This window comes from Levilactobacillus parabrevis (assembly GCF_044051715.1).
GTDB lineage: Bacteria > Bacillota > Bacilli > Lactobacillales > Lactobacillaceae > Levilactobacillus > Levilactobacillus parabrevis.
In genome coordinates, this window is the sequence record NZ_CP168688.1 from 274276 (window position 1) to 290845 (window position 16570).

The 16570-nt window shown below is 49.8% G+C and carries 16 protein-coding genes; 10 read left to right on the forward strand and 6 right to left on the reverse strand.

Annotated elements, in window-relative coordinates:
- Positions 1-97 precede the first annotated feature (97 nt).
- Complete coding sequence (locus ACEPSU_RS01375; protein ID WP_395323621.1) at positions 98-1075, forward strand: cation diffusion facilitator family transporter; 978 nt, start codon at positions 98-100, stop codon at positions 1073-1075.
- 399 nt (positions 1076-1474) lie between these two features.
- Positions 1475-2728 carry an RNA-guided endonuclease InsQ/TnpB family protein gene (locus ACEPSU_RS01380; protein ID WP_395322331.1) on the forward strand — a complete coding sequence of 418 codons (1254 nt, stop codon included), beginning with the start codon at positions 1475-1477 and terminating at the stop codon, positions 2726-2728.
- A 98-nt stretch (positions 2729-2826) separates the two neighbouring features.
- Here ACEPSU_RS01380 and ACEPSU_RS01385 read toward each other — a convergent pair whose 3' ends face one another.
- Complete coding sequence (locus ACEPSU_RS01385; RefSeq protein ID WP_395323121.1) at positions 2827-3045, reverse strand: AbrB/MazE/SpoVT family DNA-binding domain-containing protein; 219 nt, start codon at positions 3043-3045, stop codon at positions 2827-2829.
- Between the two features lie 195 nt (positions 3046-3240).
- The gene (locus ACEPSU_RS01390) at positions 3241-4329 is read right to left on the reverse strand and encodes a S66 peptidase family protein (RefSeq protein WP_395322333.1); all 1089 of its coding nucleotides are present in this window, start codon (positions 4327-4329) and stop codon (positions 3241-3243) included.
- A 138-nt stretch (positions 4330-4467) separates the two neighbouring features.
- Between ACEPSU_RS01390 and ACEPSU_RS01395 the strand changes: the two genes are divergently transcribed.
- The 3 genes from ACEPSU_RS01395 to ACEPSU_RS01405 all read left to right on the forward strand — a co-directional run bounded on the left by ACEPSU_RS01395 (position 4468) and on the right by ACEPSU_RS01405 (position 6402).
- On the forward strand, positions 4468-4839 hold the full coding sequence (locus ACEPSU_RS01395; protein ID WP_020089877.1) for a helix-turn-helix domain-containing protein: 372 nt from the start codon (positions 4468-4470) through the stop codon (positions 4837-4839).
- Positions 4840-4916: 77 nt separating this feature from the next.
- A complete protein-coding gene (locus ACEPSU_RS01400; protein ID WP_020089876.1) occupies positions 4917-5225 on the forward strand; it encodes a hypothetical protein in 309 nt (102 codons plus the stop codon).
- Entirely contained in the window at positions 5215-6402 is a 1188-nt protein-coding gene (locus tag ACEPSU_RS01405) for an NADH-dependent flavin oxidoreductase (RefSeq protein WP_395322336.1), read from the forward strand. The genes ACEPSU_RS01400 and ACEPSU_RS01405 overlap by 11 nt, the downstream gene beginning before the upstream one ends.
- An 84-nt stretch (positions 6403-6486) precedes the next feature.
- Here the strand turns inward: ACEPSU_RS01405 and ACEPSU_RS01410 are convergent, their stop codons facing one another.
- From ACEPSU_RS01410 to ACEPSU_RS01425, 4 genes are all read right to left on the reverse strand, one after another.
- Complete coding sequence (locus ACEPSU_RS01410; RefSeq protein ID WP_395322338.1) at positions 6487-7164, reverse strand: hypothetical protein; 678 nt, start codon at positions 7162-7164, stop codon at positions 6487-6489.
- Between the two features lie 76 nt (positions 7165-7240).
- Positions 7241-7807, reverse strand: coding sequence for a TetR/AcrR family transcriptional regulator (locus ACEPSU_RS01415; protein ID WP_395322340.1), 567 nt, complete (start codon positions 7805-7807; stop codon positions 7241-7243).
- A gap of 104 nt (positions 7808-7911) precedes the next feature.
- Positions 7912-9180, reverse strand: a complete 1269-nt coding sequence (locus ACEPSU_RS01420) for an MFS transporter (protein WP_395350815.1) — start codon at positions 9178-9180, stop codon at positions 7912-7914.
- Between the two features lie 163 nt (positions 9181-9343).
- On the reverse strand, positions 9344-9763 hold the full coding sequence (locus ACEPSU_RS01425) for a MerR family transcriptional regulator (protein ID WP_395322344.1): 420 nt from the start codon (positions 9761-9763) through the stop codon (positions 9344-9346).
- Positions 9764-10046: 283 nt separating this feature from the next.
- On the opposite strand from ACEPSU_RS01425, the gene ACEPSU_RS01430 reads away from it, so the two are divergent.
- From ACEPSU_RS01430 to ACEPSU_RS01450, 5 genes are all read left to right on the forward strand, one after another.
- The gene (locus ACEPSU_RS01430; protein WP_395322346.1) at positions 10047-11123 is read left to right on the forward strand and encodes an NCS2 family permease; all 1077 of its coding nucleotides are present in this window, start codon (positions 10047-10049) and stop codon (positions 11121-11123) included.
- Positions 11124-11126: 3 nt separating this feature from the next.
- Positions 11127-11669 carry a phosphoribosyltransferase family protein gene (locus ACEPSU_RS01435; RefSeq protein WP_027826006.1) on the forward strand — a complete coding sequence of 181 codons (543 nt, stop codon included), beginning with the start codon at positions 11127-11129 and terminating at the stop codon, positions 11667-11669.
- Positions 11670-12187: 518 nt separating this feature from the next.
- Entirely contained in the window at positions 12188-13606 is a 1419-nt protein-coding gene (locus tag ACEPSU_RS01440) for an MFS transporter (RefSeq protein ID WP_020089868.1), read from the forward strand.
- Between the two features lie 14 nt (positions 13607-13620).
- Positions 13621-15174: a glycoside hydrolase family 43 protein gene (locus tag ACEPSU_RS01445; RefSeq protein ID WP_395322350.1), complete on the forward strand. Its 1554-nt coding sequence runs from the start codon at positions 13621-13623 to the stop codon at positions 15172-15174.
- Positions 15175-15361: 187 nt separating this feature from the next.
- Positions 15362-16531: an ROK family protein gene (locus ACEPSU_RS01450; protein ID WP_395322352.1), complete on the forward strand. Its 1170-nt coding sequence runs from the start codon at positions 15362-15364 to the stop codon at positions 16529-16531.
- The last annotated feature ends 39 nt before the right edge of the window (positions 16532-16570 follow it).

Sequence of the window (16570 nt, forward strand, 5' to 3'; positions counted from 1 at the left end):
TTAAGTGCCTATTTGGCAAAACAAATTCGCCAGGGGCATGTTTCTTTCATCAATATGGTTATAATGAAAGTATCTTAGCAGGTGAGAAGGAATGGGTATGAAGGATATGGATGCGCATCGCCGCAGTGAGCAGGCTGTGTGGCACGCTCGCCAACAAACCGAACTGGCGAAATTGAAGGGTGCCCAGCGGCATTTGGTGTTAAACGTTGGGGCGTACCTGGCGATTTCGGTGATTGAATTTTACCTCGCCATCATCGGGCACTCGCAGACGTTGCGGGCGGATGCGTTTAATAATTTATCAGGAATCATTGCGTCCGTCCTTTTAATGGTTGGCCTCTACATTGCTCGGGATATTCACGACGATGATCTGATGGGGCAACCATTGCCAGAGGATTTTGAAAATAGTGGCCAGCGTCTGCAATTGACGCGTTTTCACTACGAGACCGTCTTCACCCTGATTACCGGATTAGTAATGATCGTCATTGCCGCTAGCGTTATTTTTTCTGGGATCAAGAGTCTGATGCGTACGGATACGCAGGAGATTCCCCGAGCAATCACGCTGGTTGGAGCCGGGATTGCGACGGTCATCATGCTGGGAGTCTGGTGGCTGAACCGGCGAGCAGGTCGAAAGCTCCAGAACGCGGCGTTGACGGCCGCTGCTCAGGATAGCTTGAGTGATGCCGTAACCAGTCTGGGGACGATGGTGGCCATTGGTGGTGCGCTGTTCTTCAAACTGAGTTGGTTGGATGGCGTGGCCAGTATTCTAGTTGGATTCTTTCTGCTCGCCTCGGGAATTAAGATCTTTCGCGAGAGTAGTCTGAACTTGGCTGACTACTTCGATCCCCAAGTCGAAGACCGGTTTCGGCAAGCCGCTGAGGATTTTCCAGAGGTCAAACGGGTTCTGGAACTGAAGGCCCACTACAACGGGAACGTGGTGACGCTGGAATTGGTGATTGCGGTCGACCCGCACATGGAAGTCCAGGACAGCTACCGTTTAGGGGAAGAAATTGAGACGGCGATGCGCTTGCAGTTTGGAATTGTGGATACCGACGTGATGGCGGTACCGGCAAGTTAGATAGTGTATGAGGAAAGGCACTCGGTCGATTGGCTGAGTGCCCTTTTATAGTGAGCTTAAATGTAGTTTTTGGAAGCTTATGTAGAAAGGTACAATTGTAATTTTCGTTAGCCTGCACGCATCCATTGATCAAAGGTGGGAGACTTCTTAGGATCATAGTGTCCAGACTCATCGACATCAACGACTTCATTAGGAATGTCTTTAATATAAATTAGGCAGAATTCCCTTGCTTTCAAACAAAGGATGAATGCCACTATGTCCTTAGATGACTGGCAATGTAACTTTATACGATTTCCTTACTCATATGAATTATCCATAAATATTATTATAAGCCGTTTTGTTATGGCTACAGTATACTCATATGCTATGCTACTATCAAGCAAGAGGAGGTGGCAACTTATGGCGAAGACAATGGCACAATTGCCTTATCATTATGGCGTTAAGGTTAGAGTCTTTCCTTCAACTGAACAAAAGCGGCTGATTAAGCGTAACAGTGACGCCAGTCGATTTATTTATAATCAGATGAATGGCATGAACAATGACTTGTTCTGGTTAAAGCAAGTAAAGATTCCAATTACAATTGTCTTGGATCGAATCGCTGATTTGACTGAACGTCTAAGAAAACCATCAACTGCTATCTCCAATATGCATGGTTGGCTCAATCATCCGGATTTTGACAGCTTGATGAAAGCCAATGCCATCAAGAACTATAAGACTGCCTGGAAACTATTCCGTCAGGTTCATCAGGCGGGAACTCCTAAGTTTCATAAACGTGGTTATACTCAGACCTATCAAACGTCGTGTCTCTACAGTGCCAAAGTGACAGTGCCGACCATGCGTAATGGTAGCGTAAGACTAAATGATGACCACCACCTACAACTACCTAAGCTGGGGCATCTCCGTTTCAAGGGGCTGCCATCGAAGATTTTGGATCAAGCCGATGATATTAGAATTGGGACCACAACAATTTCGATGGATGCTGTCGGCCATTACTTCGTTTCCCTGCAGCTTGGATCGGCACAACCTTTCGTTGGCAAACAAAGAGTTGCGAAATCTAAGGTTGGGATTGATCTAAATCTTGATAACTTTTTGACGGACTCCAATGGACAGGTGATTGCTAATCCGCGTTACTATCGAATGATTAAAGGAAAGCTGGCTAAAGCCCAACAGAAGCTGTCACGACGGGCCAGACGAGCTAAAAAGAACCAACGACGGTTATCAGAATCAAAAAATTATCAAAAACAACGGTTACTAGTGGCCAAATTTCAGCTTAAAGTCGCTAATCAACGCAAGAATTTTCTGCACCATGTCTCTACGGCCTTAATCAAAAACCACGATTTAGTCGTAGCTGAAGAACTGCGGAGTAAAAACATGTTGCGGAATCACGCTTTGGCAATGAGTATCTCGGATGTTGGCTGGCGAACATTATTGGCTATGCTGTCCTACAAAGCTGATTTGTATGGTCGGAAATTTCTGACTGTGAATCCCCGAAATACAACGCAAACTTGTAGTGATTGTGGTCACGTCCTGACTGGTAAAAACAAGTTGACGTTAGTTGATCGCAAGTGGACGTGTCCTAGTTGTGGTACGCTTCATGCGCGTGATCATAACGCAGCTAAAAATATTTTAGCTAAGGGTTTAGTAACCTTGTAAGAAATGAGTCCGTCTGGCAACCTGCGGACTTAAAAGGCTTTGGTAATTAGCGGATAAGTCCTATTCGTAGGCTAGCGCTGTATCTAAGCAAATTGTGGTCACCATGCCGTGGGGTGTGGTTCTCGCAAGCGTCCGTTTTTAAACGGGCGTGGTTGACTTGCAGTATGCCAATCTTGTGCGGTTGGTTCACTATCTAGGATCAGGGAGCCGGACTTGGTGACGGTTAAATTAAACTGATCACCATCGTGTAGGCCTAATTGCTGTCTAACTTTTTCTGGAATAGAAATTTGACCGTTATTAGCGACAGTGACAGTAATACCATGTTTTTTTGGGGGCGTCCATTTTTGAAGCCTCCCTTTAGTTGGAGAAACTTTTTAGCTTAGGTTTCAGTTTAACAGGTGACCAGAAATCAGCAAGTAGAAGGCCCATTTAATTATTAATATATAATTAATAATTAAATGGGCCTTGATATTACTGCCAAATGTGAGAGATGTTCCGCACTAGCCCGTTAATTATTCCGTAACAACTCCCGCAAAGAAGGGCTCCGTCACCGTTAACGTTTTCGCCGTGCAGTCCAATTCCGCCGTCAGGCCATAGGGCAGGGCGGTTCGGGGATAGGCGTGACCAAAATTGAAGTTGGTCATGATGGGCGTATTTAGGTCGCTAGTCATGGTCAGCAGGGCCTGACAATAGGCGTCATAGTAGCGCTCGTTCTGTGGTTTACCGGTGATAATGGCACGAACGTTACCAAGGATACCAACATCCTTGAGATTTTGTAGCATCGTTTGGTAGGCTGCCGGCGTCGGTTGCTCCTCACTGGTTTCTAGGAAGAGAATCTTGTCACGCCAGGTATCGGGGGCCGGCAACAAGCCGTATTTCCGGGCAATCGCTGGCTCGTCGGGGTAGCGGGCATCCGTCAGCAAGCTGTTGAGACTGTCGATACAGCCGCCCAGGAGGCGACCCGTGACGCGGCCCGTTCCGCGAAGCACCTCGTAGCCACGGGTCTCGGGATGACTACGCCGTGGTGTGTCCAGCGCGGCTGGCGAAAAGTCCGTGCGCTCTTCGTACCAAGTGGGGCTGCTGGTAATTGCCGTGGTGGCTGGGTTCTGGAAGTAATGGGCTAACGTCTGTCGCGTGTAAGGCAGCAGGGCCGGTCCCAGTTCGGCCAAGTCGTTCAGCAGATTCGGTCCATAGTAAGTCGTGAGACCCAATCGGTACAGCATTAAATGGTCGACGGTGGTGTCTGAAAATCCCGTGAATAGTTTGGGGTGCGTCTGAACGGCCGCAATGAATTCCGGATCGTCCAGTAAGTAGGGGGCTAGGCGGTAGGTATCGATCCCACCGATGGCACAGATGATTCCCTTGATTTGGGGATCGGTGAAGGCCATTTTCAGGTCGACGGCGCGAGCTTCCGGGTGTGCTTCAAGATAGTCGAGACCCTTGAGCGCGTTAGGCATGGTGACCGGGATGAGTCCCAGTTCTCGCAGGCGTTGTTGGCCGCGAGCGAGCTCGTGGGCGGTGAAATTCTCGCCCAGAACACCACTGGAAAGGCTGACAATGGCAATGTGATCGCCGATGTTTAACGGATAAGGTTTGAGCATGAGCAGACCTCCTCAACGAATAAAATTATCGTTATTCTACGCCTTTTAAGAGAGAATTTCCATGGTTACCAAAAGGTGCCTACTCCCCAAAAAGCGTCTATTGCGGTAAGATAGAAAAAAACGCTGGGAGGTCATCACGTGAAGAAGTCATATAATAATGGGGTTGAAGCTACTTTGGGTGTTATTAGTGGCAAGTGGAAGCCCCAACTGCTCTGCCATTTGGGCAACCGGCCACAGCGGACGTGTGATCTCCGCCAAGAGTTGCCGGCGATCTCGCAAAAAGTTCTGACGCAACAACTGCGAGAACTTGAAGACGATGGCATCATCAAGCGACTGGTGTACGGTGACCGGGCACCTTTTAAAGTAGTCTACGAGCTGACAGATTTGGGGCGTTCGTTGGGCCAAATCTTGGTGCAGATGTCGCTATGGGGTGAGCAGCGGGCCAGTCAGGTGCCGGAGATGGAAATTCAAAACGATCATGATGGGTTTGCTAAATTATTGCAAAATTAGTGGGAGGCACTTCAAAGTGCCTTCTTTTTTTATGCTCAGTAAGCCCTTATGCTAGGTGATGTTGAGGAGGTGGTTCCATGGAACCCACGATTCGTGGTCTAGAAGCCACGCGAGCAATTGTGACCCAGCCCTTGCAGTGGCAGGTTCTGTTACTCTTGGCTGAAGCGCCCCAATCGCCGGGAATGTTGTCACGGCAGATTCCCATTTGGCAGCATTGGCGGTGTTGGCTCGGTTTATTGCAGCTCCAGCGCCACCAACTCGTGATGTTTCACATGAAACAATGGTGCTGGTCGTTGACCGCCGCGGGGGAAACGCTCCGGCCCATTTTAAACGCAATTCAAACCTGTAACGCAACTCAGAAAGGTGGAAATTCTAATGACACATAAGTTTATGGCACCCTATACCTTTAAGAACGGCATCACACTGAAAAATCGGGTGGTCATGTCACCAACGACCACGATGTCTAGCTTCTACGACGGCCACGTGACAAACGACGAAATCGCCTTTTATGGCGCTCGTTCCGGTGGCTTGGGCATGATCATTGGCGAAGTGGCCAACGTGATTGCGAGTGGCAAGGGATTTGAAGGGGAACTGTCGATTGCTAATGACGGGGATATTGCCGGCCTGAGTGAACTGGCCCACGCCATGAAACGTAACGGGACCAAAGCCGTTCTCCAAATCTTCCACGCTGGCCGTAAGTCTAACGACCAGATTCTGCGGGGTAACCAACCCGTCAGTGCCAGTGCGATTAAGGCCGCTTATCCTGCCGATTCCCAGACACCACGGGAACTGACTGCCGATGAGATCGACGACATCATTACAGCCTTTGGGGATGCTACGCGGCGAGCGATTGCTGCTGGTTTTGACGGGGTCGAACTCCACGGAGCCAACACCTATTTGCTGCAACAGTTCTTCTCTCCTAATTCCAACCAGCGAACCGACAAGTGGGGCGGCAACCGCGATGATCGCATGGCATTTGCCAGGGCCGTCATCGCCAGTGCCCACACTGCCATTGATCAGTACGCCGATCGGCCATTCCTACTGGGTTACCGGATTTCACCAGAAGAGATCGAGACGCCCGGAATCCGTTTGGCGGACACCTTGGCCTTCGTGGATATGCTGGGGGATTCCGCGGTGGATTACGTCCACACGTCGATGGGTTCGGCCCACCGGACGTCGCTGAATGACAAGTCCGATCATGAGCCAATCATTGCGAAATTAGTGGCACAGCTAGCTGGTCGCAAGCCATTGATCGGGGTGGGTTCCGTGGAAACACCAGCGGATGCCGACGCTGTCTTGGCCATGGGCACTGACTTGGTTGCCATGGGCCGCGAAATGATTCGTGAACCTCAGTGGATGGAAAAGGTTGCTGACGGGGATGAAGCTAGCATTCGCTACCAACTCTCCCCATCCGAAATGGCTGAGCTGAAGATTCCACGTGCCATGCAGGACTACCTGAATGGGGCCTTTTATTCCGTGATGCACTTCACCACGGATCCTGAAGCTGCGGCCGATTATCAGAATCAGGCGGCACCGATGGAAGGGTTTGAAAAGAAAATGTAGGCAGCTGGCGGCGTTCGTTGCGGCTAACTAATGATATGTAATAGAAGGGTGCTGAGACGGCTGGTCTCGGCACCCTTCTTGTTGTTAGTTGGTCGTTACGTGCACCTGTCCTGTACCACTCTTAATGGTCAGGGGATGATTGCCGGCTTGCGTGTAGGTTTGCTGGTTGCTGGCACGTTTTGTCCCGTTTAGTTTGAACTGCCCAGTCTTAATGGCGACGCTGAGACCATCGCTAGTGAGCCGTCGCAGGTCGGTTCGGCCATTCTGTTTGATGAGTTTACCGCCGCGAGTGACGGTGAGGTTGGTTGCCGTAGTCGTCCCATTACGGTGGTGAAGGGTCAGCGTACCCACAGTAAGATCGTTGAGCGCTAATGTTCCGTTGAGTTGGTCGACCGTTAACTGTTCAACCTTAGTCGGCACGGTTAGCGTGAGGACAGGCGTCTTACCGATTTCGAGCTGATGGTGTTTGGCATTGGTTTCAGCAATTGAGAGAACGCTGTTTGAGTGAGTCAGCTTGAATTGATCACTGCTGACATGGTGTGCTGTTAACTGATAGTGATTGCCTGATTTAATCTTCAGTTGAGCAGTTCGCAGGACGAGATGGACCGTCTGTGGTTGGGTATTAAATGACATGTTTTGAGTGGTTAATTGGCTAATTCGACCGGTACTGACGTTGAATCGCCGATTGCTGGTGGTGAGCCAGAGAGCTAGGGTACCGAGAATGATGACGATGGTCAGTAGCAGCCAGAATAGCTTTTTCATGAATGATACGCTCCTTTTAATTGAATGAATATTATGTCAATTCATTCATTTTGGTGTAAAAAAATAACCGGTTGGGCTATTTTAGAATAAACAATAAAATTCCGGAAATTAGATCGTTCAGCAGCTGGTAGTAGTCATCCGTTTGGATCTCACTCTGGTGGAAATCGACTACGGTCAGCGCGTTAAATAGACTGATAACGCGGTCCTTGGAGAGGCCGTCCTTAAGAAGACCACGGTCCTGCCAGCAATCGATCAGGTGCATGAGGGTGGCGTAGACTAGACTTTCCTCGACGGCACTCTGATTGTTGCGGGCAATCAGTGCGTTAAGTTTGGGATTGGTGAACCACTCCTGCAGAATCTGATTGTCGGCGGAGTGGGTAAAAATCTGATGGAGGACCGTTTTGACTAGGTCAGTAGGGGCCACATCGAGGTCGACGGCAGCCAGAATTTGACCCTTAGCTCGTTCGTTCTCGGCGTTGTAGACTTGGACGAAGATGTCTGATTTGGACTGATAGAAATTGTAGAAGGTACCGACCGCTACACCGGCTTGACTGGCGATTTCAGCAATGCTGGTCCGTTTGAACCCTTGATTTAGAAATAAATCGTGAGCGGCGGTGAAGAGGCGTTCCTGTTTTTCTTCCATCGGCTAGGTTCCTTTCGTTTGCTTATGAATGAATATTATAATTATTCATTCATTTTGTCAAGATAAAAAAGACCATCCGTTGAAACGGGATGGCCAGGTTGGGGTTAATTAACGGTATCAGTGAGCTCGGGTTGGGCGTGTGTTTGCAGCTTGACGTCGTAGCGACGGGTACTGGGAAGCAGCCACATCAAGAGACCGCAGACCAGTGAGCCAACGCCACCGATGATGAACAGTTTTTCCACACCAATCATATCAGCGAGTGGGCCAGCGAAGATTAAGCCGACTGGTCCGGTGATACTCATGATGGAATTGAGAACGCCAAGAATTCGTCCAAGTTGTGCTGGTGGAAAGCTTTGCTGGATCATTGCCATTAGCAGCGTGCTATAGAATGGCGTGGCGATACCGGCTAAAGTGTTTAGACCAACGAACCAGATGAAACCAGTATGGTTGCCGGGGAGAAAACCACTTGCGCCGAAGGTTACCCCCATGGCAGCCATGGCCCACAGAATGGGCGGCATGCGGTCGCGCCAGTTACCAAATACCCCGATGATGGTACCGCCCAGCAGCATGCCGACGGAGTAGACGACTTCGATGAGACCGGCTTGACCAACGCTACCGTGAAAGTAGCCCATGGTCATTAGCGGATAGAGGCTAGCCGCGGGCATGAAGAGCAACGTAAAAATGGCGCCAACAATGGTGATGGCCCACAAGCCACGAGTGTGTCGAAGCTTATCTAGGCCAAATTTAGCGTCTCCCAAGATGTGAACGGGTTCATCGATCACGGGATGTTCGGGAATTTTGACGAATAGGAGCAGGCTAATGCCGATGACAGCACCGAGGACGTCCAGTAGGATCAGGAAGTTCAGGGGAATTAGTGCAAAGAGAAAAGCGCCTAACGCCGGTGCGATGATCATATTGGCTGATTGCACCATGCCGAGTTGACCGTTGAGCTTGGTCAGCTGCTCGGTTGGCACCATGGTCGGCATAATCGACTGAATGGTGGGCATTTGGAATGTTTGCGCGATGGCCCGCACCAAGAGTGAGATGAAGATCAGCCATAGTGGGAAGGTGTCCTGTAGCGTCCCCACGACGGAAAGGATAATGGCAAATACGGCGGCAACGATGTCCGGCACAATCAGCAGGAGTTTCTTGTTGAGCCGATCGACGAATGGGCCAACGAATGGACTAAGTAAGACCATGGGTAGCATGCCCAATAAGGTTGCTAGACTAAGGACGGTCGCCGAGCCAGTCTGCTTGGTTAAGTACCAGATGATGGCGTATTGGACGACCATGCTGGTGATGCCTGACAGAAACTGACTGGTTAAGAAGAGATAAATGTTACGCCGCCAGTGCGGCAATAGGGTCGTTTCCACGAGTGAGCCCCCCTTATAAACAATGTAATAATTTCACAGAGTTTTTAGATTAGCATATTGGTTAAGGGGGGGTCAAGAATTATGGCTTGAAGCCGGGGAACTACCTGGTTTAAGCACTAAAAAAGCCGCCAGACGTGGGCCTGACAGCTGAGATGAAGTCGTATTATTGGTTAACCGCAGTCCGCTGTTGTAAGTCCGAAGGCAGGAAGCTGTCGGGTTCATGATTCTCCATTAATTCGGCATAGTGGTCAACCTTGAAGTTAATCGTGGCGAGATGTTGTTGGAGGTCCTGAATCTCTTGCAAGGTCCGGGCTTGCTGTTCTTTCATCATCTCGTAACGTTCTGGGACGGTGTCATCGCCGTCCTGTGCGAGGTCGAGGTAGTGCTTGATCCGTTCGACCGACATCCCGGTTGCCCGTAAGCAAACGATGATGTTGAGCCATTCGAGGTCACTGTCCTCAAAGACTCGGTTATTATTGGCGTCACGCTGGACAAATGGCAACATGCCATGTTCATGGTAGTAACGGATGCTATAAGTGGAGATTCCCATTTTTTCGGCGACTTCGTGAATGGTATAAGACATTTTGATTTCCTCCCGACGAGATTGACCTTCGAGTTACTCGAAGCAATTGTCCATTAGCATACGGGAAAGTGACGATAATCGCAAGCATTTAGGCCTGAGAGTGGTTGAGGGGCGCGACTGATTGGAAGACAAGTAGTCACGAGTTTTAACTATACACGAATTTAATAACGAATTTTATATTAATTATTCGGGAAACATAAAATAAATGTAGACTTAAATCGGTATATACCGTATGATAGTGAAGAAATACGAATAAACCGTTTCTAGTGGGGAGGAAATGATTATGCACTGGGTAGCCGATCTGTTAGCGGCCATCGGAGTAGTGTTAAACGGCATTCCGCAGGGAATTATGGCGATGTCGCTCGGTTTTGCAATTTTTCCAACGATGTTTTCTTTTATTTTTGCTTCAGCGGTCAACGGAGCCTTTAGTTCCGTTGCGCCGTTATCGTTTCAGGCGGAGTCATTGGCCCTAACCGGTAAGCTGGGACGAGACTTACGCGAACGGACCTCGATTATCTTGGGCGGGTCCATCGTGATGTTACTGATTGGGGTTACGGGAACGCTCACTAAGATTGTCGACATCCTCGGTAGCGGCATCATGGCGGGAATGATGGCCGGAGTGGGAATCATGCTGGCTAAGATTGCCCTGGGGATGGCGAAGACCGAACGGCTGACCGGGTGGCTATCGGTGGCACTGGCCGCTGTGACTTACCTGATTACCAAGGACTTGGTGTGGACCATCGTCGTTTCGGTGGTTGGCTCCAGCCTCGCCGCCGTCTTTATCCAGCACTATCGCGCAGAATTACCAGAACACGTGACGGCACGGCGGTTCGTTTTCACCAAGCCGACAGTCAACGTGCGCGTGGTCCGCGGGGCACTAAGTCTGGCATGTTTGAATATCGGCGCCAACATTTCTTACGGCTTGATTACCGGCCAAATGACGGGTCAGAAGCCCAATCCAGTTGATTTAAACCTACTGACGATTACGCAATCAATCGCTGATATGGGGACCAGTCTATTGGGTGGTGCTCCGGTTGAAGCTATTATCTCAGCAACGGCCAGCGCGCCTGAGCCAGTCGTTGCCGGTATCATGATGATGCTGATTATGGCGGCAATCCTGGCCGTGGGCTGGCTACCTAAATTGGGCAAATACGTGCCGAGCGCTTCAATTGCCGGCTTCCTGTTTATTCTGGGGACGGTCGTTATTTTTCCAGTCAACGCCGGCATGGCTCTACAAGGACCTACGGCGACTATCGCGGCGATTACGTTGGTGATCACAGCGGTGGCCGATCCCTTCGCTGGACTGTTAGCGGGCGCAATTCTGAAATTCTGTTTGCCACTCTTGGGACTGGGGGTCTAAGCGTTGAAAACTTTTGAGATTAAGATTGGGCCATTAACCCGGCGCCTGCCGATTATGCCGATCAGTGACACCACAGCGATTGCGTCCTTCGTATTGCTGGGCGATGCTGAATTGACAGATTATGCGGCACAGGCCCTGGCTAAACGCGTACCGGCTGAGTTCGATTATTTCGTCACATTGGAAAGCAAGGGGATTCCGTTGGCGCAGGAACTAAGTCGCGTTACGAATCACCCCCAGTTTGTGGTGTTGCGGAAGAACGTGAAGGACTACATGGTGGCACCATTGACGGTGCCGGTGAAGGCAATCACGACCAGTGCGCCACAGCAATTGGTTCTTGATGGGACGGATGCGGATAAGCTGGTTGCTAAACGGGTCGTCATTGTCGACGACGTTATCAGCAGTGGTGGCTCACTTGCAGCAGCTCAAGCCTTGATCGAGAAGGCTGGGGCGACGGTCGTGGGCCAGTTGGCCATTCTGGCTGAGGGTGATGCGGTTGATCGGCCGGACATTGAATTTTTAGCAGAATTACCCCTGTTTCCACGGTAATCTGTTTTGATATAAAAATTAAACAAACCTGATAAAAGACAACGACCGGTGCCGAGCATGATGAAAAAGCGCCGGTCTTTGTTGTCGATGTAAGCGCGTTAAATGGAAAACGTGGTGGAATGGCCGTCACTCCGGTGGTTAGCTGGAGCGGGATTTACGCATTAAGTTGGTTGCTTTCATTTACTAAGAGAAATAGATTGTTACGATAAACGCTGTCACAGCAGGGATCGGCACCAATAGCAGTTAGCAAATCGTTCATATCCCCCGATTAGTTTATTTTCTTAAAATAACATTTAAAATCATGATTTACAAAACTTTCATAAAATATTTTTCACAAAAGGCATTAATTGGCACAATGGGGAACAATCTCTTTTGAAAAGCGTTTTCATAATTAAATAACTCAACTGAAACTGGCATAGGCAACGCCTTCGACCTCTTGAATTGAAATCGCTTCCTGATATACTTCGAGGTGGTTAGTTTAATATTTTAAATTTATAGTCGAAGGAGATGCCTCATTCATGGAAAATGCGCAACCAAAACGCACAATCAGGCCAATTGGTCAGATTGGTGTGGGTGAAAAGGTTGGGTTTGGACTTGGTGATTTTGCCTGTAATTTAATTTACGCCAGTTTATCCAGTTACTTACTCTTCTTTTATACCGATGTCTTTGGATTGTCAGCTGGTGCCGCTTCATTACTGTTCTTGGTGGTCCGGTTTATCGATGCGTTCAGTGATCCCATCATTGGATTCTTCGTTGATAAGTCGAATACCCGCTGGGGGAAGTACCGGCCATTCCTGCTGTATGGCGCGATTCCATTTGCCATCTTAGCTGTTCTCTGTTTCACGGTACCAAGTTTCGGCGGTGTGGGTAAATTAGCTTACGCCTACGTGACTTACATTCTGTTGTCCGTTTGCTACACGTTCGTCAATGTCCCTTATGGGAGTTTAACGTCCGCCATGACCAACGACCAACAAGAATCCGTTAGTTTAACGACGTACCGGACCTTCTTGGCCAACGTTGGTCAAGTTATCGTGGCGTTCTTCGTGCCATTCTTAGCCGATCTCTTTACGAAGAGTATGGGCGCTGCCAAAGGTTGGCAACTGACCATGGTCATCATGGGTGTCATGGGTGGCCTGTTACTCTGGGGTTGTTTCTTCTCCACTAACGAACGGGTTAAGGTACCAGCTGCACATACGAAGATCAAGGTTAAAGATGTCTTCGAACAATTATTACATAACCGTCCCTTGGTCATCTTGTGTATCTTCTTCTTTGTTATCTATGGGGTTAAGTCCATCGTTAGTTCTACTGGGATCTACTACGTCACTTACTACGTTGGCCGTGCCGACTTGGTTAAGTGGTACTCCTTAGCCGGGACCTTACCAGCCTTGGCCTTTATTCCAGCTATTCCTTGGTTAGCCAACCATATGACCAAGTTCCAATTGATCATTGTTTCCGTGGCTGCCGACATTATCGGGATGGTTGGTCTGTTCTTTGCTAGACCAGAATGGATCGTTTGGATCTTCATTTCTCGTGGGATCGCCTCAGTTGGTAACGGGATGATTTCCGCTTACATGTGGGCCTTGATTCCAGAAACGGTTGAATATGGTGAATACAAGACGAACAAACGGATGGGTGGTGTCATCTACGCCATCATCGGTTTCGTGTTCAAATGTGGGAACGCCTTAGGTGGGATGATTCCCGGCCTGGTACTTTCCGCTACCGGTTACGTGGCCACGACGCAGCATCAAACTGCTGGTGCCTTACACGGGATCGTTATTGCCACGACAATTGTGCCTATTATCATTTACTTCATCGCTATCTTCTCCATGAAGTTCTACAATTTGGATAAGGAAACCTACAAGCGGATTTCTGCTGAATTGAAGGAACGGAACGCTAAGGAATTAGCCGAAGAAGCCGCTGCCAATGAAGAAAAATAGGAGCTAGTTGCCATATGAGAAATATTCAAAATCCTGTCCTGACCGGGTTCAATCCCGATCCCGTACTCTTTCGTGTCAAAGATAAATACTACATTGTGGTCTCGACCTTCGAGTGGTTGCCTGGTATCCGGGTCTATTCCTCGGATAACTTGGTCAACTGGACCTACGAAACGTCGGTGCTCCAACCAGATAACAACATTAATCTGCAAGGAAACCCGACCGGCTGCTCCATCTGGGGGCCGTTCGCCAGTTACCACAACGGTAAATACTACATTGTTTACACCAACGTTAATGCGACCAAGGTGCCGTACAAGGACGCTGACAACTACATTGTCACGGCCGATGACATCCATGGGCCGTGGAGCGAACCCGTTTACATCAACAGTTCTGGTTTCGACCCGTCGATTTTCTTCGATGACGATGGGCAAGCCTACTTCCTGAATGAAATTTGGGATTACCGGCTGTCGACGCATAACAAGTCTGCGGGAATCGTGGCCCAGAAGATCGATGCCGATACCTTGGAACTCCAAGGCAAGCCACGGGTGATCTTTAAAGGAACGGCTGACCGGAAGACGGAGGCTCCCCAGATCTACAAGCACGACGGGTATTACTACCTGTTGTGTGCCGAAGGTGGGACGGAAGCCGGTCACCAGGAAACGGTAGCGCGGAGTCGCAACGTTTGGGGACCTTACGAGGTCGATCCACAGAACCCAATGTTGACGTCGGCTAACGATCCCATCCTGCCATTGCAGTGTGCCGGGCACGCCAGCATCACCGAAACACCCAATCACGAGTGGTACATGGCGCACCTGTGCACCCGGCCACTCAAGGGTGATGACCCCGTTCTGGGCCGTGAAACTGCCATTCAAAAGGTCGTTTGGACCGATGATGGTTGGTTGCGGTTGGCGAGCGGTGGCAATCATCCTAGCCTGGAAGCGCCGGCACCAGCTGGCGTGGACAGCACGCCGATTCAGAGTCACAGTTTTAGCGATAGCCTGACGGGTGACCACCTGAACACGGAGTACTGGAACACGTTGCGACAGTTCCCGAACAAGGCGTGGTTACAGCCAAGTAAGTCCGGGTTAACACTTGCCGGTGGCCAATCGCCCCAGTCGGCGTTTGACCAACATCTGATTGCTACGCGGCAAGTGGACTTCTACTGTCGGGCTGCTGTGCAGATGCAATACCAGCCAGAAAGCTACCTGCAGATGGCGGGGATGACGTTGTACCTTGACCTGGACAACTACGTGCTGCTGATGGTCACGCTGGATGAAAATGACAAGCCATGTGTCATTCTCCACCGCTCAATTGCTGGGGAGTTTGAACAGGTTGCCAAGATTCCGGTTAGTGGCGACGGGACGTATAACTTCAGCATTCAGATCAACGAATCGCAAGCCGAATTTATCGTCAACGATGGGGTCAAGCAGACCTCACTGGGTGCGATGGATGTTAGCTTCCTGTCCGGTGGCTATACTGGGAACTTCATTGGCTTAGACGTCATTGATATGTACAAACGTAACAGTACTAAGGCAACGTTTACTGACTTCACGTACGATGTGACGCGGTAAGCTTGGTGAAAAATGGTCTAATCTCACATAGGGGTTAGATCATTTTTCGCCGCTGGCATTGGTCTTCACTGGGGTGGGGCAGCGCACGACAAAATGAAAAGAAAGAATCGTTTAGTGCTCTTAGCAGAGTGTGTTAAACTTTTGGTACACACGTGAATTTGTGAAAAATTAGTCGGGAGTGGACGTTGTGGCGGAATCAGCGAGTCGAAGTAATTCACATGATTACAACTATCAAAGAATTGTTGAGTACATTTTCAATCACCGCGCAACGTCGCGGTCGGCGATTGCCCGTGACCTGGGTCTGAATAAGGCCACTGTGTCGCTGCTGTGTAGTGAGATGCAGGATCAGGGTGTCGTCTCTGAGATTGGCTCCGGGTCGGCGTCTTCAAATGGTGGCCGGAAGCCCACGTTGATTGAGATCAACCGGCGCTACGGCTATACGTTGACGGTCGAGCTGGACTCTCAGGTGATTCGGGCGTTGGCCTGCTACTTGGACGGCGAGACGCTACAGTTCCAACAGGTCACGACTACGGCAATCACGGATTTGGCGGCCACTTTGGACGACTTGATTGGCCACTTCACGGCGATTCCTGGAACGACACGTGGCTTAGTGGGCATCTGTTTTGCCATCCACGGGATTACTAACGGCACGCAGGTTCAGGAGTCCTTCCTAAACCTCGGCGACTTGGACCTCAAGGCTTACTTTGCGAAATACGGGGTGCCAATCTTGTTGGAAAATGAGGCAAACCTTTCCGCCATCTACTCCCGCGACTTTGTGGAGGAGCTGGGCCTGGAGAACACGGTGACACTGAGCATCCATCAGGGGATCGCGGCCGGCTTTATTTTAGAGAACAAGCTCTACCGGGGGTCGCAAGGTCGGGTGGGTAATCTCGGCCACAACATTGTTATGCCGGCGTTCTCCATCAATAACAGTCGCAGCCAGGTGACGTATCAGGATGTCTACTCCGAGTACGCCGTGATTCATCAGATCAGCGACTTGCTGGGGAAGGCGGACATGTCGTTAGATGAAATTTCTAAACTATATGCCGACCACAATGCCGAGGTGATCACGGTGCTGTCGCAATTTGCGAACGGTATCGCTGGTATTCTGAATAATGTGGTAGGGATGCTCGATCCCGATGTCTTCTACCTGAATTCGCCACTCCTGCACCAGATTCCCAGTGCTATTCCTCAGGTCCGCAACTACTTCAAGCGGTTGTCGGGTTACGATATTCCGGTGAAGTTGATTCCGAATATCCAGTTGGCTACCCTGTTAGGTGGGGCGGCCTTGACCAGTCATACCGTGTTGGGACTGACTGGAGTGAAGTTGCACTTCTGGGACTATACGGATAATTAAAAGTGTTGGTAGGTTGGACGAATGGTCAGCCTTTAACGT